22 protein-coding genes are annotated in these 24,207 nt (G+C 58.9%); 17 read left to right on the forward strand and 5 right to left on the reverse strand.

Going from position 1 to position 24,207, the window contains the following annotated elements; translation table 11 throughout:
• The first annotated feature begins 19 nt into the window (after window positions 1–19).
• The 6 genes from ACTRWH_RS05215 to ACTRWH_RS05240 all read left to right on the forward strand — a co-directional run bounded on the left by ACTRWH_RS05215 (window position 20) and on the right by ACTRWH_RS05240 (window position 8,410).
• Window positions 20–1,204 (forward strand): alginate lyase family protein, encoded by a 1,185-nt coding sequence (locus tag ACTRWH_RS05215; RefSeq protein WP_157665625.1) that lies wholly within the window; start codon window positions 20–22, stop codon window positions 1,202–1,204.
• Window positions 1,205–1,285: 81 nt separating this feature from the next.
• Complete coding sequence (locus ACTRWH_RS05220) at window positions 1,286–2,749, forward strand: mannose-1-phosphate guanylyltransferase/mannose-6-phosphate isomerase (protein WP_036202691.1); 1,464 nt, start codon at window positions 1,286–1,288, stop codon at window positions 2,747–2,749.
• An 84-nt stretch (window positions 2,750–2,833) separates the two neighbouring features.
• Window positions 2,834–4,219, forward strand: a complete 1,386-nt coding sequence (locus ACTRWH_RS05225; RefSeq protein WP_041334423.1) for a phosphohexomutase domain-containing protein — start codon at window positions 2,834–2,836, stop codon at window positions 4,217–4,219.
• A 54-nt stretch (window positions 4,220–4,273) separates the two neighbouring features.
• A complete protein-coding gene (locus ACTRWH_RS05230) occupies window positions 4,274–5,902 on the forward strand; it encodes an acyl-CoA synthetase (protein ID WP_091643330.1) in 1,629 nt (542 codons plus the stop codon).
• 158 nt (window positions 5,903–6,060) lie between these two features.
• Window positions 6,061–7,212, forward strand: a complete 1,152-nt coding sequence (locus ACTRWH_RS05235; RefSeq protein ID WP_462826041.1) for an acyl-CoA dehydrogenase family protein — start codon at window positions 6,061–6,063, stop codon at window positions 7,210–7,212.
• 16 nt (window positions 7,213–7,228) lie between these two features.
• A complete protein-coding gene (locus tag ACTRWH_RS05240) occupies window positions 7,229–8,410 on the forward strand; it encodes a thiolase family protein (protein ID WP_036202703.1) in 1,182 nt (393 codons plus the stop codon).
• A gap of 15 nt (window positions 8,411–8,425) precedes the next feature.
• On the opposite strand, the gene ACTRWH_RS05245 is transcribed toward ACTRWH_RS05240, so the two are convergent.
• Both ACTRWH_RS05245 and ACTRWH_RS05250 read right to left on the reverse strand, forming a co-directional pair.
• Window positions 8,426–9,430 (reverse strand): AraC family transcriptional regulator ligand-binding domain-containing protein, encoded by a 1,005-nt coding sequence (locus ACTRWH_RS05245; RefSeq protein WP_462826042.1) that lies wholly within the window; start codon window positions 9,428–9,430, stop codon window positions 8,426–8,428.
• A 103-nt stretch (window positions 9,431–9,533) separates the two neighbouring features.
• The gene (locus tag ACTRWH_RS05250) at window positions 9,534–9,953 is read right to left on the reverse strand and encodes a DUF4864 domain-containing protein (protein WP_041334429.1); all 420 of its coding nucleotides are present in this window, start codon (window positions 9,951–9,953) and stop codon (window positions 9,534–9,536) included.
• Between the two features lie 173 nt (window positions 9,954–10,126).
• Here ACTRWH_RS05250 and ACTRWH_RS05255 point away from each other — a divergent pair, with 173 nt between their 5' ends.
• On the forward strand, window positions 10,127–11,014 hold the full coding sequence (locus tag ACTRWH_RS05255) for a chemotaxis protein (RefSeq protein ID WP_041334433.1): 888 nt from the start codon (window positions 10,127–10,129) through the stop codon (window positions 11,012–11,014).
• A 3-nt stretch (window positions 11,015–11,017) separates the two neighbouring features.
• Here ACTRWH_RS05255 and ACTRWH_RS05260 read toward each other — a convergent pair whose 3' ends face one another.
• Complete coding sequence (locus ACTRWH_RS05260) at window positions 11,018–12,091, reverse strand: mechanosensitive ion channel family protein (protein WP_041334436.1); 1,074 nt, start codon at window positions 12,089–12,091, stop codon at window positions 11,018–11,020.
• Between the two features lie 112 nt (window positions 12,092–12,203).
• Between ACTRWH_RS05260 and ACTRWH_RS05265 the strand changes: the two genes are divergently transcribed.
• Both ACTRWH_RS05265 and ACTRWH_RS05270 read left to right on the forward strand, forming a co-directional pair.
• The gene (locus ACTRWH_RS05265) at window positions 12,204–13,046 is read left to right on the forward strand and encodes an Nmad3 family putative nucleotide modification protein (protein WP_462826044.1); all 843 of its coding nucleotides are present in this window, start codon (window positions 12,204–12,206) and stop codon (window positions 13,044–13,046) included.
• Window positions 13,043–13,729, forward strand: a complete 687-nt coding sequence (locus ACTRWH_RS05270) for an NAD-dependent epimerase/dehydratase family protein (protein ID WP_041334439.1) — start codon at window positions 13,043–13,045, stop codon at window positions 13,727–13,729. The genes ACTRWH_RS05265 and ACTRWH_RS05270 overlap by 4 nt, the downstream gene beginning before the upstream one ends.
• Before the next feature lie 3 nt (window positions 13,730–13,732).
• Here the strand turns inward: ACTRWH_RS05270 and ACTRWH_RS05275 are convergent, their stop codons facing one another.
• The gene (locus tag ACTRWH_RS05275; protein WP_213479972.1) at window positions 13,733–14,527 is read right to left on the reverse strand and encodes an enoyl-CoA hydratase/isomerase family protein; all 795 of its coding nucleotides are present in this window, start codon (window positions 14,525–14,527) and stop codon (window positions 13,733–13,735) included.
• Window positions 14,528–14,775: 248 nt separating this feature from the next.
• Between ACTRWH_RS05275 and ACTRWH_RS05280 the strand changes: the two genes are divergently transcribed.
• The 6 genes from ACTRWH_RS05280 to ACTRWH_RS05305 are packed head-to-tail and all read left to right on the forward strand — an operon-like array spanning window position 14,776 to window position 21,399.
• Complete coding sequence (locus ACTRWH_RS05280; protein WP_213479971.1) at window positions 14,776–15,591, forward strand: ABC transporter ATP-binding protein; 816 nt, start codon at window positions 14,776–14,778, stop codon at window positions 15,589–15,591.
• Window positions 15,591–16,469 (forward strand): branched-chain amino acid ABC transporter permease, encoded by an 879-nt coding sequence (locus tag ACTRWH_RS05285; RefSeq protein WP_036202727.1) that lies wholly within the window; start codon window positions 15,591–15,593, stop codon window positions 16,467–16,469. The genes ACTRWH_RS05280 and ACTRWH_RS05285 overlap by 1 nt, the downstream gene beginning before the upstream one ends.
• Window position 16,470: 1 nt before the next feature.
• Complete coding sequence (locus tag ACTRWH_RS05290) at window positions 16,471–17,514, forward strand: branched-chain amino acid ABC transporter permease (RefSeq protein ID WP_041334440.1); 1,044 nt, start codon at window positions 16,471–16,473, stop codon at window positions 17,512–17,514.
• 59 nt (window positions 17,515–17,573) lie between these two features.
• Window positions 17,574–18,782 carry an ABC transporter substrate-binding protein gene (locus ACTRWH_RS05295; protein ID WP_379866399.1) on the forward strand — a complete coding sequence of 403 codons (1,209 nt, stop codon included), beginning with the start codon at window positions 17,574–17,576 and terminating at the stop codon, window positions 18,780–18,782.
• An 8-nt stretch (window positions 18,783–18,790) separates the two neighbouring features.
• Complete coding sequence (locus ACTRWH_RS05300) at window positions 18,791–19,600, forward strand: ABC transporter ATP-binding protein (RefSeq protein ID WP_036202733.1); 810 nt, start codon at window positions 18,791–18,793, stop codon at window positions 19,598–19,600.
• Window positions 19,597–21,399, forward strand: coding sequence for an AMP-dependent synthetase/ligase (locus tag ACTRWH_RS05305; protein ID WP_036202736.1), 1,803 nt, complete (start codon window positions 19,597–19,599; stop codon window positions 21,397–21,399). The genes ACTRWH_RS05300 and ACTRWH_RS05305 overlap by 4 nt, the downstream gene beginning before the upstream one ends.
• Here ACTRWH_RS05305 and ACTRWH_RS05310 read toward each other — a convergent pair.
• Window positions 21,385–21,729, reverse strand: coding sequence for a DUF1127 domain-containing protein (locus ACTRWH_RS05310; RefSeq protein WP_051946521.1), 345 nt, complete (start codon window positions 21,727–21,729; stop codon window positions 21,385–21,387). The genes ACTRWH_RS05305 and ACTRWH_RS05310 overlap by 15 nt on opposite strands.
• A 116-nt stretch (window positions 21,730–21,845) precedes the next feature.
• On the opposite strand from ACTRWH_RS05310, the gene ACTRWH_RS05315 reads away from it, so the two are divergent.
• Both ACTRWH_RS05315 and ACTRWH_RS05320 read left to right on the forward strand, forming a co-directional pair.
• A complete protein-coding gene (locus ACTRWH_RS05315; RefSeq protein WP_075195350.1) occupies window positions 21,846–22,736 on the forward strand; it encodes a LysR family transcriptional regulator in 891 nt (296 codons plus the stop codon).
• A gap of 163 nt (window positions 22,737–22,899) precedes the next feature.
• Window positions 22,900–24,207: a methyl-accepting chemotaxis protein gene (locus ACTRWH_RS05320; protein WP_462826046.1), complete on the forward strand. Its 1,308-nt coding sequence runs from the start codon at window positions 22,900–22,902 to the stop codon at window positions 24,205–24,207.

A 24,207-nucleotide genomic window follows, 5' to 3' on the forward strand; every position in this document is an offset into this window, starting at 1 on the left:
ACGCATAGAGAGGATGGTTATGCGAATCCAACAACGCTCTGAACATCGACAATGGGGCCGGGTGCTGCTGTCTGCGGCGATAACCGCCGTCTTTGGTGTGAGCAGCGTTCACGCCGGGCAGTGCCTGAACGGACAACTGCGTGCTCCGGTGGGCTATTACCAGACGCCGGAAGACAAGGATGGCGGTGACTACGACTGCGAGCGGGTGGAGCCGCACGTCGGCTCGCTGTCGCTGACCAGTAAGTACAAGGGCAGTGACAGCGCTCGCAACAATCTGAACAAGCAGGCCTATGAAGAGTACAAGAAGGCCACCAGCAACGTGCGTGATTTCGAGAAGGCTGTTATCGCTGCCGCCGATGACTACCAGGTTGATGGCGATGGCCCCGAAGCGCTGGATTGCGTATTGGACAACCTCGACGCGTGGGCATCATCGGATGCCCTGTTGACGGATGACATCAATCACGTCGGTCAGGCGGTACGCAAATGGGCACTGGCAGCCGCTGCGAACGCCTATCTCAGGATGTGGACGTCGGCGCCGGAGGCCGCCATGGATCTGGAGCGGGCGCGCCGAATTGAAGACTGGTTTCTGCGCTTGAGTGATGGGGTCCGTGATTACTACACGGATCGAAAAGCCAAGAAGGTCAACAACCATGATTACTGGGCCGCCTGGGCCGTGATGTCGGCATCGGTGGCAACCCAGGACTGCGACGACTGGAACTGGTCGCTGGCCAAGTTCGATGAAGCCATGGGGCAGATCAATGAGGACGGTTACCTGCCCAAGGAACTCAGCCGGGAAACCCGGGCCTTGGAATACATGAACTACGCCATGCAGCCCCTGACCATGATCGCGCTGTTTGCCGAGGTCAATGGCAACTCTGTTTACGAGCGTTACCAGGACCAGTTTACGAAAATGGCCGGAAATGTCGTCGCGGGGCTGGATGATCCGGAACGAATTGAAGACATCACCGGAGACGAGCAGATTGTCGACGGGCTTTATAAGGCCTGGTCCCTGGCCTGGATGGAACCCTGGCAGGCCGCCTGGGGACCTGTTGAGGGAATGCCTGCCTTTCTGGATGAACTTCGGCCGATGAAATCCACCCGTCTGGGTGGCGATATTTCCTATCTGTACGGCATTAACCCGCTGTGGCCCGAGGGCGCGCAGCCGGATCCACCCAGCAACATCACCCTAAGTAAACGGTTCTAACGGGCCCTGGTTCAAGGGTCCAGATTAATACGCCAACGGACGTCCCTGTGGTACGTCTTTGTAGAGCAAAGGAGCAGAACGATGATTCCAGTCATACTCTCAGGTGGTAACGGTTCACGGCTTTGGCCCCTCTCGCGCCAGGCCTATCCCAAGCAGTTCCTCCCATTGGTGGGGGAACAAAGTATGTTGCAGGAAACTCTGTGCCGGCTGCCGGTCGACGACGCCGAGTCGCCGGTTGTGGTGGCCAACGATGAGCACCGCTTTATTGTCAAAGAGCAGTTGGAGGCCATAGGCCGTCAACCGTTGTCGATACTGCTGGAGCCGTTTGGCCGCAACACCGCCCCGGCGGTCGCGATGGCCGCTATCGAAGTGGCGCGAAAAGATCCCAAAGCCATCATGCTGGTGTTGCCCGCGGATCATGCCATTGAAAATGTCGAGGCGTTCCAGCGGGCTGTTGCCCAGGGGCAGGAAGCCGCCAGGTCCGGAGGGTTGGTGCTGTTTGGTATTACGCCAACCCGGCCGGAGACTGGCTACGGCTATATCGCTGCCGGCCAGTCCGGAGAGGCGCCCGGCGCTGCCCGGCCGGTGTCCCGCTTTATCGAGAAGCCGGACGCCGAAAAAGCCGCCGCGCTGCTGTCTGCCGGTGGTTACTACTGGAACAGCGGCATGTTCATGTTCCGGGCCGACAGCTACCTGGCGGAGCTGAAGAAACACAGCCCGGACATTTACGACACCTGTCTTCTGGCCGCCCGAAGCCTCGAGCGCGACATGGATTTCACCCGTATTCCCGCCGAGATATTCGAGCATTGCCCGGACGATTCCATTGACTACGCAGTGATGGAGAAAACATCGAAAGCCTTGTTGGTGCCGATGGATGCAGGCTGGAGCGACGTTGGCTCCTGGTCCACGATCTGGGATGTGACCGACAAGGACGAGAACGCCAATGCCATCCTGGGTGATGCCTGCCTGGAAGACAGTAACAACTGCCTGGTGCACACCTCGGACAAGCTGGTGGCCATGTTGGGCGTGAAAGACCTGGTGGTGGTCGACACCAAAGATGCGTTGATGGTTGCCCACAAGGACAAGGTGCAGGACGTCAAGAAACTGGTGAAGCGGCTGAACGGTGACCAGCGCTCGGAAACCCGCACGCACAGGCAGGTGTATCGCCCGTGGGGCAGCTACGACAGCATCGACATGGGCAACCGTTTTCAGGTGAAGCGCATAAGCGTCAAGCCGGGCGAGAAGCTGTCGTTGCAGAAGCACCATCACCGGGCTGAGCACTGGATCATCGTCAAGGGTACTGCCGAAGTGACCCGTGACGAGGAAACGTTCCTGCTGTCCGAGAACCAGTCCACCTACATACCGATCGGCGCGGTACACCGGCTGTTCAATCCCGGCCGCATTCCCCTGGAGCTGATTGAAGTCCAGTCCGGCGCCTACCTTGGCGAGGATGACATTGAACGCCTGGACGACCGGTACGGTCGCGCGGCGCCCACCCCGGACGTGGAGGAAGAGCAGATTCCGGTGATGTCGGAAAAGGTATAGGGCCAACGCGGCCCGCTTTGCAAAACCGCCAGGGGCAGCAGGGTGGGCCGCGCCATTGATCGAAGGTTAGACGGAGAAACAGCTATGGACGTGTCCTGTTTTAAGGCTTATGACCTGCGCGGCCGGGTTCCCGACCAGTTGAATCCTGAACTGGCAGAGCGAATCGGGCGTGCTTACGTGGAGCTGACAAGTGCCCGCCGGGTTGTGGTGGGGTATGACATCCGGTTATCGAGCCCGGAGATTGCAGAAGCGTTGACCATCGGGCTCAGGGCGGCGGGGGCAGATGTCTATGACATCGGTCTTTGCGGTACCGAGCAGATCTACTTTGCCACCAGTCATTACAGTATGGATGGCGGCATTATGGTGACGGCCAGCCACAACCCCAAGGATCACAATGGTATGAAGCTGGTTGGCCGCGAATCGCGCCCCATCAGCTCGGATAACGGCCTGAACACCATCCGTGACAGAGTCTCCCAGCCGTTTATGGATGCCGCCATCCCCGGGCGCCTGGAAAGCCTGTCAGTGGAGGCCGACTATATCCATCACTTGCTGGGATACATCGACGGCACCACGATTGGCCCTCTGAAGGTGGTGGTTAACGCGGGCAATGGCGGTGCGGGCCCGGTCATCGACGCGTTGTCACGATGGCTGCCCTTTGATTTCGTACAACTGCATCACGAACCCGACGGGCACTTCCCGAACGGGGTTCCCAATCCCCTGCTGGAGGAAAACCGGGCGGTAACGGCTGAGGCGGTTCTGCGCGAAGGGGCCGACATGGGGATCGCCTGGGACGGCGACTACGACCGCTGTTTTTTCTTTGACGAAAATGGCCGGTTTATCGAAGGCTATTACATCGTGGGCCTGTTGGCGGACCAGTTCCTGCAGAAGGTAGACGGCGGCAAGATCATTCACGACCCGCGGCTGACCTGGAACACCCAGGAGTTGGTTCGAAAGGCTGGCGGAACACCTATCGAAAGCAAAACCGGACACGCGTTCATCAAACAGCGCATGCGCGAGGAAGATGCCCTGTATGGGGGTGAAATGAGTGCCCACCACTACTTCCGGGACTTCGCCTACTGCGACAGCGGCATGATTCCATGGCTGCTGGTTGCCGAACGCCTGTGCCAGACTGGGCAGCCGTTATCGTCGCTGATCGACGCCCGCATTGACGCTTTCCCCGCCAGTGGGGAGATTAACCGCACGGTGGATGATCCGGCCCGGTTGCTTGCGGTGATCGAGGAGATCTATGGTGCCGATGCGGTATCTGTGGGACACGTTGATGGCCTGAGTGTTGAGTTTGAACGCTGGCGGTTCAATCTCCGGATGTCGAACACGGAGCCGCTGGTGCGGCTGAATGTGGAGTCACGAGGGGACATTGCCCTGATGAAGGAAAAGACCTCGGAGCTGCTGGCGGAAATGGCGCGGCTGGATCAGCCGGATACCCGTCGAACGGCTGCGGGGGCTCGCTGAAACGTCGGCTGTGCCCTATAGTCAGGTGTTGGATAACAACACCAGGAGACCAGTATGAACTCCATCTTCGACAAGGGATTAGAGCCAACCGACGCCAATAACGCCACACTGACACCGCTGGATTTCCTGGCCCGCACGGCCAGCGTGTACCCGGAATACCCGGCGGTGATTCATGGTGCCACACGCCGCAACTGGCAGCAGACCTACGAGCGTTGTCGCCGCCTGGCGTCCGCGCTGGCTGACAAAGGTGTCGGCAAGGGCGACACCGTGGCGGCCATGCTGCCAAACATTCCGCCCATGCTGGAGTGTCATTTTGGCATCCCCATGTTGGGGGCAGTACTCAATGCCCTGAACACCCGCCTGGATGCCAAAGCCATCGCCTTCATGCTGGAGCACGGCGAGGCGAAAGTGCTGATTGCCGATCGGGAGTTTGGCGACGTCATCAACGAAGCCGTCGGCATGCTCGACAACCCGCCACAGGTGATTGACGTCAACGACCCCGAATTCAGTGGTGCCGGAACCCAGGTGAGCGATCTGGATTACGACGCTTTCGTGGCCAGCGGCGACCCGGCCTTTGACTGGCAAATGCCGGCGGATGAGTGGGATGCGATTTCGCTGTGCTATACCTCCGGCACCACTGGTAACCCGAAAGGCGTGGTGTATCACCATCGCGGTGCCTATGAGAACGCCATGGGCAACCAGGCGGTGTGGTCCATGGGTATGCATCCGGTGTACCTGTGGACACTGCCGATGTTCCACTGCAATGGCTGGTGTTTCCCCTGGACCATCACCGCCTTTGCGGGTACCCATGTGTGCCTGCGTAAGGTAGAGCCGGAGAAAATCCTGCAGCTGATCAGCGAACACAAAGTCAGCCACATGTGCGGTGCGCCTATTGTATTGAACACCTTGCTGGGCGCTTCGGACGCCGCAAAATCCAGCTTCAGCCATACCGTTCAGGCAATGACCGCAGGTGCGGCACCCCCGGCAAAAGTCATCGAAGCCATCGAAAACATGGGCTTTCGCGTGACCCACGTTTACGGGCTTACCGAGGTGTACGGACCGGTCACGGTATGCGCCTGGAAATCCGAATGGGATGACCTGCCGGTGGAAGACCGGGCCAGAATCAAGGCACGGCAGGGCGTTCGCTACCATACCCTGGCCGGCATGATGGTGGGTGACCCGGAAACCATGGAAGCAGTGCCGAAAGACGGCACCACCATTGGCGAGATTTTCCTGCGCGGCAACACAGTAATGAAGGGTTACCTGAAAAACCCCAAAGCCACCGAAGAGGCATTCCGCGGCGGCTGGTTCCACACCGGGGACCTGGCCGTCTGGCATGAGGATGGCTACGCGGAGATCAAGGACCGCCTGAAAGACATCATCATTTCCGGCGGCGAGAACATCTCCACCATTGAGGTGGAGGACATACTCTACCGCCATCCCGACATCCTCGAGGCCGCCGTGGTGGCAAGGCCGGACGAAAAGTGGGGCGAAACACCCTGCGCCTTCGTCACCCTCAAGCCCGAAGCAGGGGACGTCAGCGAAGACGACATCATCGCCTTCTGCCGGGAGCGACTGGCGAAGTTCAAAGTGCCCAAGACCATTGTGTTCAGCGAACTGCCGAAAACCTCCACCGGCAAGATCCAGAAGTTCGTGCTGCGGGACGACGCCAAAAACCTCTGACCGCGCGTTATAAACCCCGGAGCTGCCAGCGATGCAGCCCCGGGGTGCCATTTTTTATCAAATTTCCTGCCCGGTTATGTCATGGCGCTCAGACCGTGACTGCGACAGACTGACCGTTATCCAATCAAGGCCACACTAATCACCGACGGGAGACACCCATGACCAGCGCTGTTGATAAAGAAGAACTCGACATGTTCCGGGAGTCCGTCATCAAGGCCCTGGAAACCGAAGTAACGCCCCACTATGAAGAATGGGAACACTCCGGCATCGTACCCCGGGAACTCTGGAACATCCTGGGCAACGCCGGCATGCTGTGCGTGGACGTACCCGAAGACTGGGGCGGCTGCGGCGCGCCCTTCCTGTACTCCGTCGTCGTGGGCGAAGAAATGGCCCGCATGGGCTTCGGCGCCCTGTCCACCAACGTCATGGTGCACTCAGACATCGTCGCCCCGTACCTCAGCCATATCGGCAACGAAGAACAGCGCCAGTACTGGTTGCCGAAAATGGTCTCCGGCGAAGCCGTGGGTGCCATCGCCATGACCGAACCCGGCGCCGGCAGCGATCTCCAGGCCATACGCACCAGCGCGGTGAAAGACGGGGACGACTACATCCTCAACGGCTCCAAAACCTTCATCACCAACGGCCAACACGCCGACATGGTCATCGTTGCCGCCAAAACCGACCCCAAGGCCGGTGCCCGTGGCATCAGCCTGTTCCTGGTCGACACCTCGTTGCCCGGTTACAGCAAAGGTCGCAACCTCGACAAAATCGGCCAGCACTCCGGCGACACCTCGGAACTCTTCTTCTCCGACATGCGCATCCCCGCCTCCGCGCTGCTGGGTGAAGAAGGCCAGGGCTTCATGTACCTGATGCGCGAACTCCCTCGCGAGCGCCTCGTCATCGGTGCGTTGGGTGTTGCTGCCGCCCGCGGCGCCCTGGACCTGACCATCAACTACGCCCAGGAACGGGAACTGTTCGGCCAGAAACTGGCCCAACTGCAAAACACCCGCTTCGAAATCGCCCGCATGGAAACCGACTGCCGCGTTAACCGCGCCTTCGTCGACGAGTGCATTGCGTTGTACGAAAAAGGCGAACTCGACGCGCCCACAGCTTCCATGGCCAAGTACAGCGCCACGGAAATGCAGTGCCGGGTAGCCGACGGTTGTTTGCAGTTGTTCGGCGGTTACGGTTACACCAGCGAGTATCCGATTTCGAGAGCGTTTATCGACGCGAGAGTGCAGAGAATTTATGGCGGCACTTCGGAAGTGATGAAAGAAATCATCGCACGGTCGGTTTTAGGTAAGGCTTAATCAGAGGATTGAAGACATGAATAGCAACGATGTAGTCATCGCAGGATCAGCAAGAACTCCCATGGGCGGCATGATGGGCGATCTCAGCTCCGTGCGCTCCCCGGATCTCGGCGCCATCTCCATCAAGGCCGCCATCGAAAGAAGCGGCCTGCAACCCGCCGACATCCAGGAAGTCATCATGGGCTGCGTATTGCCAGGTGGCCTCGGCCAGGCACCCGCACGCCAGGCCTCCCGCGCCTCCGGCATCCCCGACTCCAGCGGCTGCACCACCGTCAACAAAATGTGCGGCTCCGGCATGCAAGCCGTCATCATGGCCCACGACCAGATCAAAGCCGGCACCAACAGCATCATGATCGCCGGCGGCATGGAAAATATGAGCCAGGCACCTTACCTGCTGCCAAAAGCCCGAGCCGGCATGCGCATGGGCCACGGGCAGGTCATGGATTCCATGTTCCTCGACGGCCTTGAAGACGCCTACGAAGGCGGCCTCATGGGCGTTTTCGCCCAGCGCACCGCCGACAAATACGACATCAGCCGCGAGGCCATGGACAACTTCGCCATCGCCTCCCTCGAACGCTCCCTGTCGGCCATCAAGAACGGCGGATTTTCCGACGAAATCACCCCCGTGACCGTCTCCGGCCGTGGCGGCGACACCGTGGTGGATACCGACGAACAGCCCGGCAAAGCCAAACCCGAGAAAATTCCCCACCTCAAACCGGCCTTTGCCAAAGACGGCTCTGTCACCGCCGCCAACGCCAGCTCCATCAGCGACGGCGCCTCCGCGATGGTACTGGCCACCCGCGAAGAAGCCGAAAAGCGCGGCCTCACTCCCCAGGCCCGCATCGTCGCCCACGCGACACATGCCCGCCTGCCGGCCGAGTTCACCCTTGCGCCCATCGGTGCCATCGAAAAGGTACTGAAGAAAGCCGGCTGGAACCGCGACGACGTCGACCTGTTCGAAATCAACGAAGCGTTTGCCGTGGTTACCCTGGCCGCCATCAATGAGCTTGGGCTCGATGCCGACAAGGTCAACGTCCATGGCGGCGCCTGCGCCCTGGGTCACCCCATCGGCTCCTCAGGGTCGCGGATCATGGTCACCCTGATCAACGCCCTGAAGCAGCGTGGTCTCAAGCGCGGTGTGGCGTCCCTGTGTATCGGGGGCGGGGAAGGTACCGCTGTCGCGATCGAACTGCTGTAAGCGGAGAAAGAAGAACTACTGGTCCTGCTTGCGGTAGGCCAGTGGGCTGAGCCCGGTCCAGTGCTTGAAGGCACGGGAAAAAGCGCCGGGCTCGGTAAATCCCAGCTGTGATGAGATCTCCGACACCGTCAGGTTCTGCCGCGTGAGCATGATCACCGCCTGGTCCCGCCGCAGGTTGTCCTTGATCTTCTGGTAGGAACTGCCCTCCGCCTTCAGTTTGCGCGACAGGGTGTAGGCGGTCATATGCAGCTGCCCGGCGATCTGTTCCAGCGTGGGCAGGCGATCATCGTCCACGTTTTCCAGAATCTGCCGAACCTGGGTTGTCAGGCTGTCGTCCTCATCGGTCCAGATCAGCAGGTTGCGCGGCGACTTCTCAATAAAACCATCCAGTTCCTCCGGTGTTCGCGTCACCGGCATGTCCAGATAATTGTGGCTGAAAAACAGGCTGTTGCGGTCGCGGTTAAAGAAACACTGGCAGGGGAAAACAAACCGGTACTCGTCAAAGTGTCCGGGCAAATCATGCTGGAAGGTGGCGTGGCTGAGTACGATCTTGCGTCCGATCAGCCAGCCGATTAATCGGTGCCACACCATCAGTAGCCATTCCACCAGGAAGTTGTCCGGGTCCAGTTCCGGATGGCGGTGGGTGATGCTCAGCTCCACTTCATCGCCGCGGGTGTCCAGCTCAATCACCATGTCATCGGAGAACAGCCGGTAGCAGCGAATGCTCTGGCGGATCACCTCTTCCAGGTTGCTGCTGTGTACCGCCAACGATCCCATCAGGTGAAAGTGCCCCACGCGGCAGGGCTGTGTGGTACGGCCCATGAACTCGTCATCCAGTTTGCCCCACACCAGCCGGAACAGGCGGATAAACTGTTCCGTGGGCACCCGTGCCCGTGGCGAGTGGATGAACTCTGGGTCGATGCCATTATTGCGAAGCAGTTCGTCGGAATAGCCACCGGCCTTCTCCAGGCCATAAAGAACGGCCCTGGCGTAATGAGAGGAGAAGGTCAGGTTCTTCATAGGTGGTGTTCAGGCTCTGCCGGCAATCAGGTTCATGGACTGTATCTTACGGACGGACAGAGCTGAAAGACATAGGCGTCAGAAACCATTAGCCGGTCAGCGATTATATAGAGCTTGGACCCTCTTTGAGCCCGACGCCGCCGATTTTCCAGTCATCACCATTCTTGACCATATGGTAGTGGGCGATCCAGCGTTTGCCCTCCGGCCCCAACAACCGTACCACCTGAATCTGGAAACCGGGGTGGGGTATGCGCTCCATGAACTCAATGGACGAGGCCCGGTGGACGGGCGCATAGGATAGCTTCACCATATCGTAGAACGACTCTATCGAGCCGGATTGCTGCTTGATGCCTTCCGAGGCATGGTCCCAGGCAGCTTGCCTGTCGTCATTGGCGAAGGCTTCAATCTGCGACAGGATCGTGTTCTGGATGGCGTCATCGATATTGTCGTCGTCGGCATGACCACCCACGGCCAAGACGGCGAAGAACAGGAATACCGATATTAGTGCAAAGGCGCGTTTCATCGAATAGCCTCCCGATGACAACAGTATAGGTGATACGCGGGAGAGGAAGCGCTGGATTCACTGGCAGCCGATGCGACCTCCGAAGGGCTGCAAAATCTTACAATGTCGGTTTGGGCGGCATGTTATCTTTCGCCTGTTATACTTTTTCCAAAGCTCCTGACAGGTTTGAGGTTATGGCCGAGGGTACCAAACACCCCCAGAAACTGCTGTTGTTTTATCTGACCAATCAGAGGCCATTCGGCCTGGGCACCCTGAAAATCCGGGAAATCATGCCCTTTGTTCCGCTGACCAAGCTACCGCACAGCCATTCGGCGGTGATCGGTACCATGAGTTTTCGCGGCTCCGCCGTGCCGGTGATCGACATGGCTGCTGCCGTGGGTTACCAGCCGTTGACGGTGGAAGAACGCAAGACCGCTTCGATTATTGTGACCGATGTTCAGCGCCAGGAAATCGGGTTCCTTGTGCGCAGTGTGCGGAAAATCGTGGAAACCGAGTGGAAGAAGGTGATGCCCCCGCCGAAGAGTCTTGGCGACCGTGCCTTCATTACCGGCCTGGTGAATATCGATGATCAGATCGTGCAGTTGCTGGACGTGGAACTGTTGCTGGCACGGGTGTACCCGGAGTCCGTAAACCCCCGGGAAGTCACGCTGACAGACGTTCAACGGGAAACTCTGAAAGGCCTGAATATCCTGCTGGTGGACGACTCCCAGGTGGCTCGCAAACAGCTCTCGGACGCCCTGGACAGCAAGGATGTGAGCTATTTTGTCACCACCAACGGGCAGGATGCACTGGACCTGATGCTGAACGCCAACCGCGATGGAAAACCCATCAACATCCTGGTGAGCGACATCGAAATGCCCGGCCTGGACGGCTACGAGTTGACCTTCAATGTGAGGGACAGCGGCAACGCCCTGAAGCAGCCGTACATCATTCTGCATACCTCCCTGAACAGTGAAATGAGCGTGAGTTACGCCAAACAGGTGGGGGCAGACGAGGCATTGACCAAATTCGATGCCGAAGAGCTGCTGCACGCCATGCTGCGCGGGGCAGAGCAGGGGTGAGGGTTACTGGTCGGGCGTTTCCACCAGCCTGGCACGAACCCTTGGTAGATGCGCCGGAAACTGCGCCTGTATAAAGGTGATCAACCCCTCGCGGATGGCGCAGCGGAGATTCCAGAGTGAGCTTGAGTCCCTGGCACTGAGCAGGAAGCGCACCTCGATATTGGCCTCGCCGGCTTCGGTCACCTGCACGATCTTGGTCTTCCCGTCCCAGTCCGGCGCCTGTTCCAGCAGCCTCTCAAACTCGGTTCGTAGTGGTTCGATAGGCATGGAATAATCGACGGTGATGAACACCGTTCCCATCATTTCGGTGTCGTTTCTCGACCAGTTCTGGAACGGGTTTTCGATAAACCATTGCAGCGGCACTACCAGCCGCCGCAAATCCCAGACCCTCAGCACCACGTAGGTGGCGGTGACTTCCTCCACCCAGCACCATTCGCCCTGTACATGCAGCACGTCATCGATGCGGAACGGTTGGGTGAGGGCGATCTGCATGCCCGCTAACAGGTTGCCCAACACCGGTTTGGCGGCGAAGCCGAGAATAATGCCGCCAATGCCCGCAGATGCCAGCAGGCTGCTGCCAAGATGACGAACCGGCTCGAACGTGACCAGCGCGGCGCCCAGGCCCACGATGACGATGAGAATGTTCAGCACCCTCACCAGGAAGCGCGTTTGTGTCTCCACTTTGCGGGCGCGTTTCCACTGGCCTTCCAGGACTGGATTCAGAGAGACGATGACGTCGCCGATGGCTGACGTGCAGCGCACCAGCGCCCAGGTGACGGCCACAATCAGCAGCAGCGTGGCGGCGTGGCGGAAGTGGTTGATCAGAGGCAGGTCCTGGGACGCCGCTTCCAGGATGGCGTTGAGCACCACCAGGGTAATGGCAATGCCCAGAGCGGTTGATGAGGCATCCAGGAACAGGCGGGGAACTGTTTTGCTGCGGGTTAAGCGTTGAACCGTTGCCAGCAACCCCTTGTACACAAGAAAGGTGATAGCCATTGAGAGCAGGACGGTAACGCCCGGGTGCCACCAGGCTTCAAGGCCTGCCTTCAGCGTGTTCAGGGTTTCAAAATCAGTCATGGGCGATCGGCATTGAATCAGCGGGTGGGCCAGTCTGTTGTTGTCGTCAGTTTAAACTGCTTTTCAATGGCGTGATATGGTTGCGCTTCGTTCCTTGCTCCAAAATGCGTTTATGAAACTGATCCTCAGCCGTAAAGGCTTTGATTCCTCCGCAGGCGGCTGTCCCAGCCCGGTGTTCCCTGACAGGTCTTTCTATACCCTGCCGATCCCCGACTCGCGTTCCCGGATCACCTACCGTGATATCCATCACGATGGTCTGAATGTTGGCAAGCTGGTGGCCGACCTGACCGGCAACCGGCGTGGTGGCGCCCGAAAGGCCCACCTCGACCCGGACCTGATCGCTGACGCCTATCCCCGGGAAACCGGCTGGCGGCCCTGCCTGGGGCAAACCGGCGCCGCACAGGGGCACCTCCGTAAACAGCAGGTGGGGGTGGGGGATCTGTTCCTGTTTTTCGGTCTGTTTCGGAACGTGGAAAAACAGGGCAGACGTTGGCAGTTTGTAAAACAGGCCCGCCCGTTTCACGGGCTGTGGGGCTGGCTCCAGATTGGCGATGTTTACCGCGTTGATGAGTTGTCGGATCGTGACCTTCGGTGGGCCCGCTACCATCCGCACTTCCATGGTCAGCCAGATGGTGGCAATACGCTCTATGTGGCCTCCGATGCCCTGCAGCTTGAGGGGCGATCAACCGGCCTTCCGGGTGCCGGGGTGTTTGGACGCCTGGAGGAGCGGCAACGCCTGACGGCACCGGATGCCGCTTCGACCACGCAATGGCGATTACCCGGGTGTTTCTATCCGGATTCGGCGGACACCGCGATGAGTTTTCACGGTAACCTCGCCCGCTGGTCCCGGGTCGGGGAATACTGCACTCTGAAAAGTGCCTCGCGGGGGCAGGAGTTTGTGCTGGATACTAGTGGGTGTCCGGGTGTTGTTTCGTGGTTGAGGGAGATTCTATGAAAGTGATGCTATTGGGTGCCACTGGCCTGACCGGTGGCCAGGTGCTAAAGGGTCTGCTGGCGCGGGAAGACGTGTCATCGGTCGTCGCGCCCGTGCGTCGAGCGTTGCCGCTGAACCATGAAAAACTGCATCAGCAGGAAGTGGATTTCGACCGCCTGGATGAACACAGTGATCTGTTCGCGGTGGATGCCATCGTCTGTTGCCTGGGCACCACCATCAAGAAGGCCGGCTCTCGCGAGCAGTTCCGTAAAGTGGACTACGGTTACCCGATGAAAGCGGCGGAGCTTGGCCGGGCAAACGGTGCGCAGGTATTCGTGCTGATGTCTGCCATTGCCTCCTCATCGTCTTCCACCGTTTTCTACAATCGGGTGAAGGGTGAACTGGAAGACGGCATAAAGTCGCTGGGCTATCCCTGCCTGTCCATCTACCAACCCAGTCTGCTGCTGGGCGAACGCAGCGAGCAGCGCACCGCCGAAGCACTGGGCATAAAAGCCATGCCTCTCATCAACCGGGCGTTGATCGGCCCACTGGAAAAGTTTCGCGGTATTGAGGCGGTCACCGTGGCCAGGGCAATGGTTAATGAGGTGTCGGCGCTTGCTCAGCAGGCGCCCGCGCAATCGGAGGTTCGGGTACACGAGTACCCGGACATCAAGGCGTTGGCTGCCCAGGATGTAGCATCCTGACAGTCAGGATCCGTGAAATTCAGGGGGGCGCTTGGCCAGGAACGCGGCGACGCCTTCTGCGAAATCCCCGGTCCGGGTCAGTTCCAGGAACGCTTCCTTTTCGGCTTCCAGTTGGGCAGCCAACTGATCGCCACAGGCTCCGTCCGTAAGCCGTCGAAAGGCACCGAAGGCTCGGGTGGGGCCATTCGCGACGTTTCTCGTAATCTCAGTTACTCGTTTTTCAAAGTCGGCTTCCGTAACAGACTCGGTGATCATGCCCCAGTCCCTGGCTTCGGTCGCACTCAGGGTTCGGCCCAGCAGCATTAACTCGGCTGCCCGCCCAGCGCCGATCTTGTGGGCCAGGAACCAGCTACCACCACAGTCAGGAATGGCGCCAATGCCGTTGTAGGCCAGCAAGAACTTGGTGTCTTCCTGAGCAATGACAAGGTCCGCCATCAGTGCCAGGCTCAGCCCGGCACCAGCGGCAACCCCCTTGACCACCGCGATCACCGGGGCGTCCATGCTGCGCAACAGGAGGATGGCCGGGTTGACCGCACCCAGGATGGCGCTGACGGCTTTGCCCGCCTGTTCGGGAGAGCCGGTCATACTGGCGATATCCCCGCCCGCCATAAAAGCGCGCCCGGAGCCGGTCAGAACGATGCATCGAAGGCCTGATCGGTCTTTCAGTGCCTGAGCCTCCGCGAGAAAGGCTTCTGCCATGGGCACACTGATTGCATTCAGGGCTGCTGGCCGGTTGAAAGTCATCGTTGCGATGCCCGTATCGGCGTCGAATTCGGTGGTTACCAATGAGTCTGACATGGTGGATGTTTCTCTCATCGTAGTGGGCCATGGTTTCACTATTTGTTCAGCGCCCTTCGGTGTCTGACAGGTAACAGGGTAGAAGGGTTTGCCCAATGTTGCCTGAATGGACTACTTTTAATCTGGATCGGGGATCTCCCGATGACAAGAAAAAACAACAACGACAATCATCTTCGGGCGTGAGATGGGTACCAGCAGGGCGTGTTCGCGAGCCTGTCTGCCCGGCGCCAGGGGTGCCGGGAGGTAATGTGAGCATCCTTGAGATCAGTAACCTGTCTCTCTCATTTGGTGGCGTCAAGGCGCTGCAGGATGTCAGTTTTCAGGTGCCTGAAAACACCGTCACGACCGTTATCGGCCCGAACGGTGCGGGCAAGACCTCGCTTTTTAACTGCATCTCCGGCTTTTACAAACCGCAGCAGGGCACCATTCGCTACCATGGCCAAGAGTTGCCGGGCAGTATCAAGCCGCCGAGGCGAGCCGCCCTTGGCCTTGCCCGAACCTTCCAGAACATAGCCCTGTTTCGGGGTATGACAGTACTCGACAACATCAAGCTTGGCGCCCATGTGCACATGAAGAGCGGACTGCTCAGTGCGCTGGTTTATTTCGGGCCGGCCCGCCGGGAGGAAATGGCTGTTCGCAGGGAAGTGGAAGAGCGGATTATCGACTTCCTGGAAATCGATCATATACGACGCCAGCCGGTGGCCAGCCTCTCATACGGGCTTCAAAAACGGGTTGAGCTTGCCCGGGCCCTAGCCATGCAACCAAAGGTGCTGATGCTGGACGAACCGGTGGCCGGCATGAATCGGGAAGAGAAAGAGGACATGGCCCGATTTATTCTGGATATCCGGGAAGAGTGGGGCATTACCGTGCTGATGGTAGAGCACGACATGGGCATGGTGATGGACATATCCGACCATATCGCGGTGCTGAATTTCGGCCAGGTTATTACCGAAGGCGTGCCGGCGGATGTTCAGAACAACCCCGAGGTGATCAAGGCTTATCTGGGCAACAGTGACATCGACAGTTTGCGAAGAAAGCTCAATCCAGAAGGGGAGGTTGCCTGATGGATTGGTTGTTCTTTGGTGAAATCAGCCTCGCCGGTTTGGCCATGGGCGGGCTATACGCCCTTATCGCGCTGGGGTTTGTGATCATCTACAAGGCCACCCGGGTGATCAATTTTGCCATTGGCGAGATCATGATGTTTGCCGCCTATCTGTTCCTGGCCTTTGCTGGTGGCATGGAGTTGTCACCATGGATTGCCCTGCCGCTGGCGGTGATCGGTGGCAGTATTCTGGGCGGTGTGATCGAGAAGACCATGATCCGGCCCATGCTGGGTGAGTCCCCCATCTCGGTGGTGATGGTCACCATCGGCATTGGCAGTATCCTTGTGGGCCTGGTGGAGTTCATCTGGACCGCCGATCCGCAGTTGTTGCCCCGTTTTCTGCCACGGGAGCCGGTGTTTATCGGCCCACTCTACCTCGCTCCAAAAATTGCCTACGGCTTTCTGATCGGTTCGGCCCTGCTCATTATTTATCTGCTTTATTTCCGCTTCTCCAGGGGTGGCGTGGCCCTGAGGGCAACGGCCTCGGATCAGGCGGCGGCCTATTCCATGGGCATTAACGTGCGCCGGGTATTCAACATGGCCTGGGTGTTTGGCTCTCTTGCGGCATCGTTGGCCGGTGTGTTGGTGGCCGCCACCGGCGGCCTCAGTCCGCAGTTCGGGATCATTGGTCTGAGTGTGCTGGTGGTGGTGATCGTTGGCGGCCTGGACAGCATTCTCGGTGCCCTGGTGGCTGGCGTGTTCATTGGCTGGCTGGAAACGGTTGCCGGTGCCTACCTCGGGGGCGAGTACCGTATGCCGGCAACATTCCTGGTGCTGGCGGTGATCCTGGTGATCCGTCCCTACGGCCTTTTTGGCACCCACGAAATAGAGCGAGTGTAAGATGCGCATCGGTGACGCGAAACAGAGTTACGAGGCCGATGAGGCAATCTGGACCAGCCAGACCCAGAAGCTGTGGCTGGGTCTTTTCCTGCTGATTCTTGTGGTGTTCCCGTTTGCCGTCGACTCTTACCTGCTGTACCTGGGCTGCCTGGTTGGCATTGCCGTAATCAGCACCACCGGCCTGAACATCCTGACCGGCTTTACCGGGCTGATTTCCCTGGGGCAGGCGGGGTTCATGGGCGTTGGCGCCTACACGGTGGCCTGGCTGTCCATCAACACCGGCCTGCCGTTCCCGGTCACTCTGGTGCTGGCCGGGCTTATGGCTGCTGCCGTCGGGATTCTGGTGGGCCTGCCATCACTGCGGGTCAAAGGCCTGTATCTGGCCATCGCCACCCTGGCCGCGAGCGTGTTCCTGCACTTCATTTTTGCCGAGTGGGAATCCGTCACCGGTGGCATGGGTGGCCTGAGCCTGGAGCCAGCGCACCTGTTCGGGTTGACGTTCCAGAGTGATTTCATGATGTATTTCATCATCGTGCCGCTGGCGGTGCTGATGGTGCTGGCGGCCCGGAATGTGTTCCGGACACGAATCGGCAGGGCCTTTATTGCCATTCGAGACCGGGATATTTCCGCCGAGATTCTCGGCATTAACCTTCTGCGCTACAAACTGATGTCGTTCGCGCTCAGCTCGTTCTACGCCGGCGTGGCCGGTGGCCTGTTTGCCTATTTCTACCGTGTGGTTACCCCGGAGAGCTTTCCGCTTTCCATGTCCATTTTCTATCTGGCGGCGGTGATCGTGGGGGGCATGGGCAATCTGTTGGGGGGCATCCTCGGTGCTGCTTTCATGACCCTGGTGCCGGAAGCGCTGAAACTGCTGACAGCGGCCCTGACGCCGTTCTACCCCAACGCGCCCGTGTTCATGTCGCCGATGCTGGAAATCATCTTTGGCGCCCTGATCGTGGGCTTCCTGATTTTTGAACCTCATGGGCTTGCGGAAATCTGGCACCGTATCCGTCGCTTTTTCCGCCTCTGGCCGTTCCGGAATTAATGGTTCTCTCACGGGAACCCGTGCAACACCAACAACAAGAAGCCGCAAGGAGAATGAACATGTTCAGAAACATCCTCAAAAAAGGTCGCCGGCTTGCCGGGCTTGGTAGCCTGGTTGCTGCGCTGACAGTCGCCGCGCCGGTGATGTCACAGGACAAGGAGCCCGTCGTGTTTGGCGGCTCCATACCGCTCTCCGGCGTGTTTGCGTTTGCCGGTATTCACATCCACGCCGGTCTGACCGACTACACCAACTGGATCAACAGCCAGGGGGGCATCAATGGCCACCCGGTCGAGTATGTGATGGAAGACACCGCCTATGAGGTGGATCGTTCGGTGGCGGCCTTCAAGAAAATTTCCGGTAGCAGTTCCCCGGCTACCTATTACGGCGACAGCACCGGTTTCATGAAAGCCATTGCCGCTGAGCTCAATAGCCAGGGCAATACTCTGATGAGCGGGGCGTCGTTCGCGACCGCGCTGACGGATAACGAGCAATACCCTTACCAGTTCATTCCCGGCCCGAACTACAGTCAGATGTTCGGCATCATTCTGGAGTACATCGCCACCCAGGGTGAAGGCGGTGATATGCCTACCGTGGCCTTTGTTTACAGTGATACCGAATTCGGTAAGGACCCCATCGAAAACGGCAAAGCCCGCGCGGGCGAGCTGGGCATCGAGGTTGTCGAGGAGATTGTGACCAAGCCCGGCAGTGTGGATGTGTCCGCCGAGGTTTTGAAGCTTCGCCGGGTGCGACCGGACTTTGTGGTGTTTCATGGCTACGTACTGTCGCCGATCAACGAGTTCATGGTGCAGATGCGCCAGATGGGCCTCGATACCCAGTTCATGGGCACCTTCTGGTCCTCGGACAAACTGATCATCGACAAGATGGGAGCGGATGCCGATGGCTACATGGGCGTAATGCCCTACAACTATTACGACAGCGAGGAAAGCGGGCCCATGCTTAATGCCCTCCGTGCCCAGGCGGAGAAGAGCGATCCGGAAGCGGGCTACCGTCCTACCGGCTACATGCAGGGGTGGTTCAATGCCATGGTCTGGACAGAAGTGGTCAAGCGCACGCTCGATGCGGGGAAAGAACTGACCGGAGACAACATGGCGGAATCTCTTGCCTCTATTGAGGACTGGGATACTGGCGGCATCATCGGCATTCCGGTCACCGTGCGGAACATGTCCTTCCCGGTCGGCCGTATCTGGCGGGTGAATGCTGAAGAAGGCCGTTATGAGCCGGTATCGGACTGGATTCACCTCGACTGAGGGGCTGTATGGAAGCCTTACTGGAAATCGATAATATCGAGGTGGTCTACAACAAGTCGGTACAGGTTCTTCGGGGCCTGTCGCTGCGGGTGCCGGAGGGCGCCATTGTGGCGCTCCTCGGTTCCAATGGTGCGGGCAAATCCACCACGCTGAAGAGCGTCTCCGGCCTGCTGACCCTGGAAGACGGGGAGGTGACCGCCGGGGAAGTACGTTTCCGGGGCAGGGATGTAAAGGGTACGCCTCCCGAAAAACTGGTGCGTAACGGACTCTTCCATGTCATGGAAGGCCGCCGTGTCTTTGAAGACCTCACGGTGGAGGAGAACCTGGTTGCCGCCACCTACGCACTCAGTGGCAGCAAGCCCTCCCTGAGCGACAGCTACGAACTGGTCTATGACTATTTCCCGCGCCTCAGGGAACGTCGCAAGCAGTTGGCGGGTTACCTCTCCGGTGGCGAACAGCAGATGCTGGCTCTGGGCCGGGCGCTGATTGCCCAGCCGGACCTGATCATGCTTGATGAGCCGTCCCTGGGCCTGGCACCGCTGCTGGTGGAAGAGATTTTTACCATCGTGGCGCGGATCAACCGTGAACAGGGCACCGCGATTCTTCTGGTGGAGCAGAATGCGGCCGTGTCTCTGGCGATTGCCTCATACGGTTACATCATGGAGAACGGCAAGATCGTGATCGACGGCCCGGCGGATAAGCTTACGGCGAACGAGGACGTTCAGGAGTTCTATCTGGGTGTGGGCGGCAAGGAAGGTGAAGCCCGTAGTTACCGCGATATCAAGCACTATAAACGCCGTAAACGGTGGCTGTCATGACAACACCTTCCCTGCCTGATCTGACCCTGACCCAGATGCTGCGGGCCCATGCGCAAGAACGGCCGGATGCCCTGGCCCTGCGTCAGAAAGACTTTGGCATCTGGCAAGCCTATTCCTGGCGGGACTACTACAACCGCGCCCGGCATTTTGGTCTTGGCCTCCGCGCCATGGGGTTGGAGGAGGGCGGCCATGTGGCCATCATCTCGGAAAATCGGGTGGAGTGGGTGATTGCCCAGATGGGTATTGGCATGGTTCGGGGCATCTGTGTTGGGGTGTACCCGACCAGTCCCTGGAATGAAGTGGCCTACGTTCTCGAACACAGCGATGCAAGCATTGTGGTGTGTGAGGATCAGGAGCAGACCGACAAGGTGCTGGAAGCCTGGCCCCAACTGCCCCAATTGAAGCACACCATTGCCATTGATATGAAAGGCCTTCGCTACTATCCAGAGCCCCCGGCGGCGTTCGAGGACATTGAGGCCAGAGGCCGGGAGTATGAAAAAGACCATCCCGGACTGGTGGATGAATTGCTGGATGGCCAGCGGATGGATGACACCGCCCTGATGATCTACACCTCCGGTTCCACCGGACGGCCGAAGGGCGCGATGATCAGTTGGGGCAATCTTCACGCTGCCGCTCCCGGTCTTATTGAATTGCTGCAGGCGGACGATCGCGGTTCCAGCCTTTCCTACCTGCCTCTGTGCCATGTGGCGGAGCAGGCGGTAACCAACATTGCGCCGGTTTACGCAGGCAGCTCCGTCAGCTTTGGCGAGAGCCTGCGGACCGTTCAGGAGGATTTGCGGGAAATTGCGCCGACCTTTTTCCTGGGCGTGCCCAGAATCTGGGAGAAGCTGCACTCCGCCATCTATATCAAGGTCCAGGAAACCGGGCGTTTCCGCCGGGCATTGTTCGATTGGGCCATCCGCGCGTGTTCGCCTATGGCGACCAAATCCCGGGCGCAGTGGAGCCTGAAAGAAAAAGGCCTGTACAGCCTCAGTTACTGGCTGGTGTTCCGGGCCCTGCAGAATTTCATTGGCCTGCGCCGATGTACCATTGCGATGACCGGAGCGGCCCCCATTTCCACCGGGATTCTGGAATTCTTCCGGACTATTGGTGTTCCGCTGCTGGAAGTCTATGGCCAGACGGAAAGTACCGGCGTGGCAACCGCACAGCCGGTGGATGACGTGAAGCTGGGAACCGTGGGTGTCGCGATCGCCGGCGTTGAGGTCAAACTCGGTGATCAGAACGAGATCATTATGCGCGGTGGCAGCATGTTCAAGGGCTACTACAAGAGCGACGCGGCGACTGCTTCTACCCTGAAAGACGGCTGGCTGCATACCGGCGACGTAGGCGAGTGGCGGAATGGCCAGCTCAAGATTGTCGACCGGCTGAAAGACATCATGATCACCGCCGGCGGCAAGAACCTGTCGCCGACGGAGATTGAGAACACCATCAAGGCCAGCCCCTATATCAAGGAATGCATTGTGATCGGTGAGGCCCGGAAATACGTTTCCGCCCTGATACAGATCGATTTTGACACGGTGGCCAAGTGGGCCGAACAGCAACGGATTGCCTATACCACCTTCCGCAGCCTGACAGAACAGGCGCAGGTGAATGAACTGATCCAGGCCGAGGTGAGCAGGGGTAATGATCAGTTACCCCAAGTGGCACAGATCAAGCGTTTCCACCTGCTCACCAAAGAGCTCGACCATGACGACGATGAAGTGACAGCCACCATGAAGGTGCGCAGAAGCAACATCTATGAGAAGTATACGGATGTGATCGAGTCACTTTACGTTTGAACAAACCCGCGCTCTGCGACATGCCTCCAGCGCCTTGAGGGCATCGACCTTCAGTGGGAGATTGAGCGCCCACTGAATATCCGTCCTCTCGAAGCCGATGTCCGCCAGCATCTCGTCATCTTCCTTCAGCAAAGGCAGGAACAGGCGACGAAAATGGTGCCTGCGCCGGAAGATTCTGACCCAGAACTCAACCGTTGCCATGAACGCCAGTGGCGGGGTGGCCGGCATGTAAAGCTCCAGCTCCGGGGGCTTGGCGGGGGCGTCTGGACGAAGCTGGGGGCGGCGAAAATCCTGATAATGGCTCATCGTTTCAATCTCCAGTTCAGTCATCAGTATGGGTGCCCTCGCGTGTTTGCGGGGGCATGGTTATCAGCATGCAACGTCACCTTTGATCAAACAAACGAAAAGATTTAACATCTGAGTTAAGAAAAATTGAAAGGTGGCTTATGAACAGTACCGAACTTGCGCCTAACCGCGAGGTTGGCCCGCTACTGGATACCGACGTATTGAGAACCTTCGTGGCCATTGCCGAGAGCGGAAGCTTTACCCGGGCCGCGAAGCAGGTTTTTCGCACCCCTTCGGCCCTGAGCATGCAGATCAAACGGCTTGAGGAAATTCTCGGTCATGTCCTTTTTGTGCGCGAAGCCCGTCGCGTCCGGCTGACGCCCGAGGGAGAAGTGCTACTGGGGTATGGCCGGCGACTGCTGCGATTGAACGAGGAGGCTATCCGGCAGTTCCTCTCTCCCGTTTTGGAAGGCCGGGTCAGTTTGGGCACTTCAGACGATGTGGGGAGCCGTATCCTGCCGGGCGTACTGGCGCAGTTCGCGCGCTCGTATCCGGCGGTTCAGGTGGATGTGGTGGTTGGCTCCAGTCAGCAGAACCTGGACCGGCTCGATGCGGGAGAGCTGGATATGGTGCTGGTCACCATTGGCAATGAGGGGCAGGAGCGACGCGGTGAAGTTGTACACACCGAACCGTTGGTGTGGGCCGGCCGCGAAGGGGGTGTCGCTGCCAACCGGTCACCCCTGCCGGTGGCGCTTGCCAGCCATGGTTGCGTATGGCGCCGGGCCGCGCTGACGGCCCTGGATGACGCCCATATTTCCTATCGGGTTGCCTACACCTGCGATAATTGCTTCGGCCAGGAAGCGGCGATGTTGTCGGACCTGGCGGTTGCACCGTTCCCCGTCAGCCTGGTGCGCCCGCCGCTACGAAAACTCGACCGGGAAGGGCTGCCGGCGCTGGCGGAGTATCAGATCGCACTCGTGCGAAGTGGCAGCAATCCGGTCAACGATGCGCTGGCGGGGCATGTGAAGGATGCGTTTCTGGATTGGAGGTGATCTCCGGAGATCTCTTGGTCTCAAGATGGTCATATCGCTAAACATGTAATGTAATTGTTTCTTACAGTTCGTTGCCTTAACTGTACCTTAAGCTACTTATTTCCCCGATGGGTTGAGCATATATTGAGCAATGTGCTGCTTCATCCATCAGGGAGAGAATGTCATGTTTGGGCGCCATCGTATTGCGGAATTGACGGATCAGTTAACGGTCTCCAGGGGCGAACAGGAGAGGATTCGGCAAACCCTGAATGCCATTGCCTCCCAGATCGGGTATATCGAGTTCAGCCCTTCGGGAATTGTAGAGTCTGCCAATGATATCCTGCTATCCATTGTCGGGTACGAGCGCCAGGAGGTCATTGGCAAGCACCACCGGGCGCTGTGTGACTCAAGCTATACGGCGTCGTTGGAATACCAGCACTTCTGGGAGGATCTCGGGCGCGGTATCAAGAAACAGGGCACATTCCCCCGCTTTGCCAAGGATGGTCGGCGTGTCTGGCTGGAGGCCACCTATTTCCCCGTCACCGATGAGGACGGGAAAGTCTTCAAGGTCATCAAACTGGCAACAGACGCGACTGCCGCCCAGGACAAAGTGGCGGATGATACCGCCATGCTTGATGCCCTCGACCGCTACATGGCCGTCATCAAGTTCACGCCCGACGGCACGATACTGGAGGCCAACGAGAACTTCCTGGCCACCACCGGCTACGCCAAGGACGAGATCATCCATCAGCACCACAGGATGTTCTGCTTTGATGATTTCTATCGCGATAACCCTGACTTCTGGAAGCGGTTGGCCCGTGGTGAGAGTTTTTCAGGGCAGTTTGAGCGCAGGGACAGGAACGGCAAGAGTATCTGGCTGGAAGCCACCTACAGCCCTGTTCTGGATGCTGGCGGGCAGGTATACAAGGTGATCAAATTCGCCTCGGACATTACCGCGCGGGTGAACAACGCCCGCGAGGCAGCCGACGTTGCTGCCGCCACTTCCGAGGAGACCTCACAGATTGCGGCTGAAGCTACCCGTGCCCTCAACCTTGCGGTGGAAACCTCGGCGTCGGCTCTGGCTGAGGTGGCCAGCGCCACGGAGGTAAGCCGGGATCTGGAAACCCAGGCCGAGCAGATTGGCAGTATTGTCAGCACCATTCGCTCTGTGGCTGAGCAGACCAACCTGTTGGCCCTGAACGCTGCCATCGAAGCCGCCCGCGCCGGCGAAATGGGGCGGGGGTTCGCAGTGGTAGCCGACGAGGTACGTAAACTGGCTGCAAAGACCGCTGAATCCCTGGAAGAAATTTCCACGGTAGTGGGCAAGAACAGCCACTTGATCGAGTCCCTGCGCGCGAACATGGACGGGGTATCGACGCTGTCACGTCGCAGTTCGGATGAAATCTCGGGTATTGCTACCGGCATTCAGCAGGTGGAGAAGGGTATGACGGATCTGGCGGCTGTGGTGGCGCGGTTGATCAATGAGGAGTAA

The organism is Marinobacter sp. G5_S1_61_S3 (assembly GCF_054968585.1).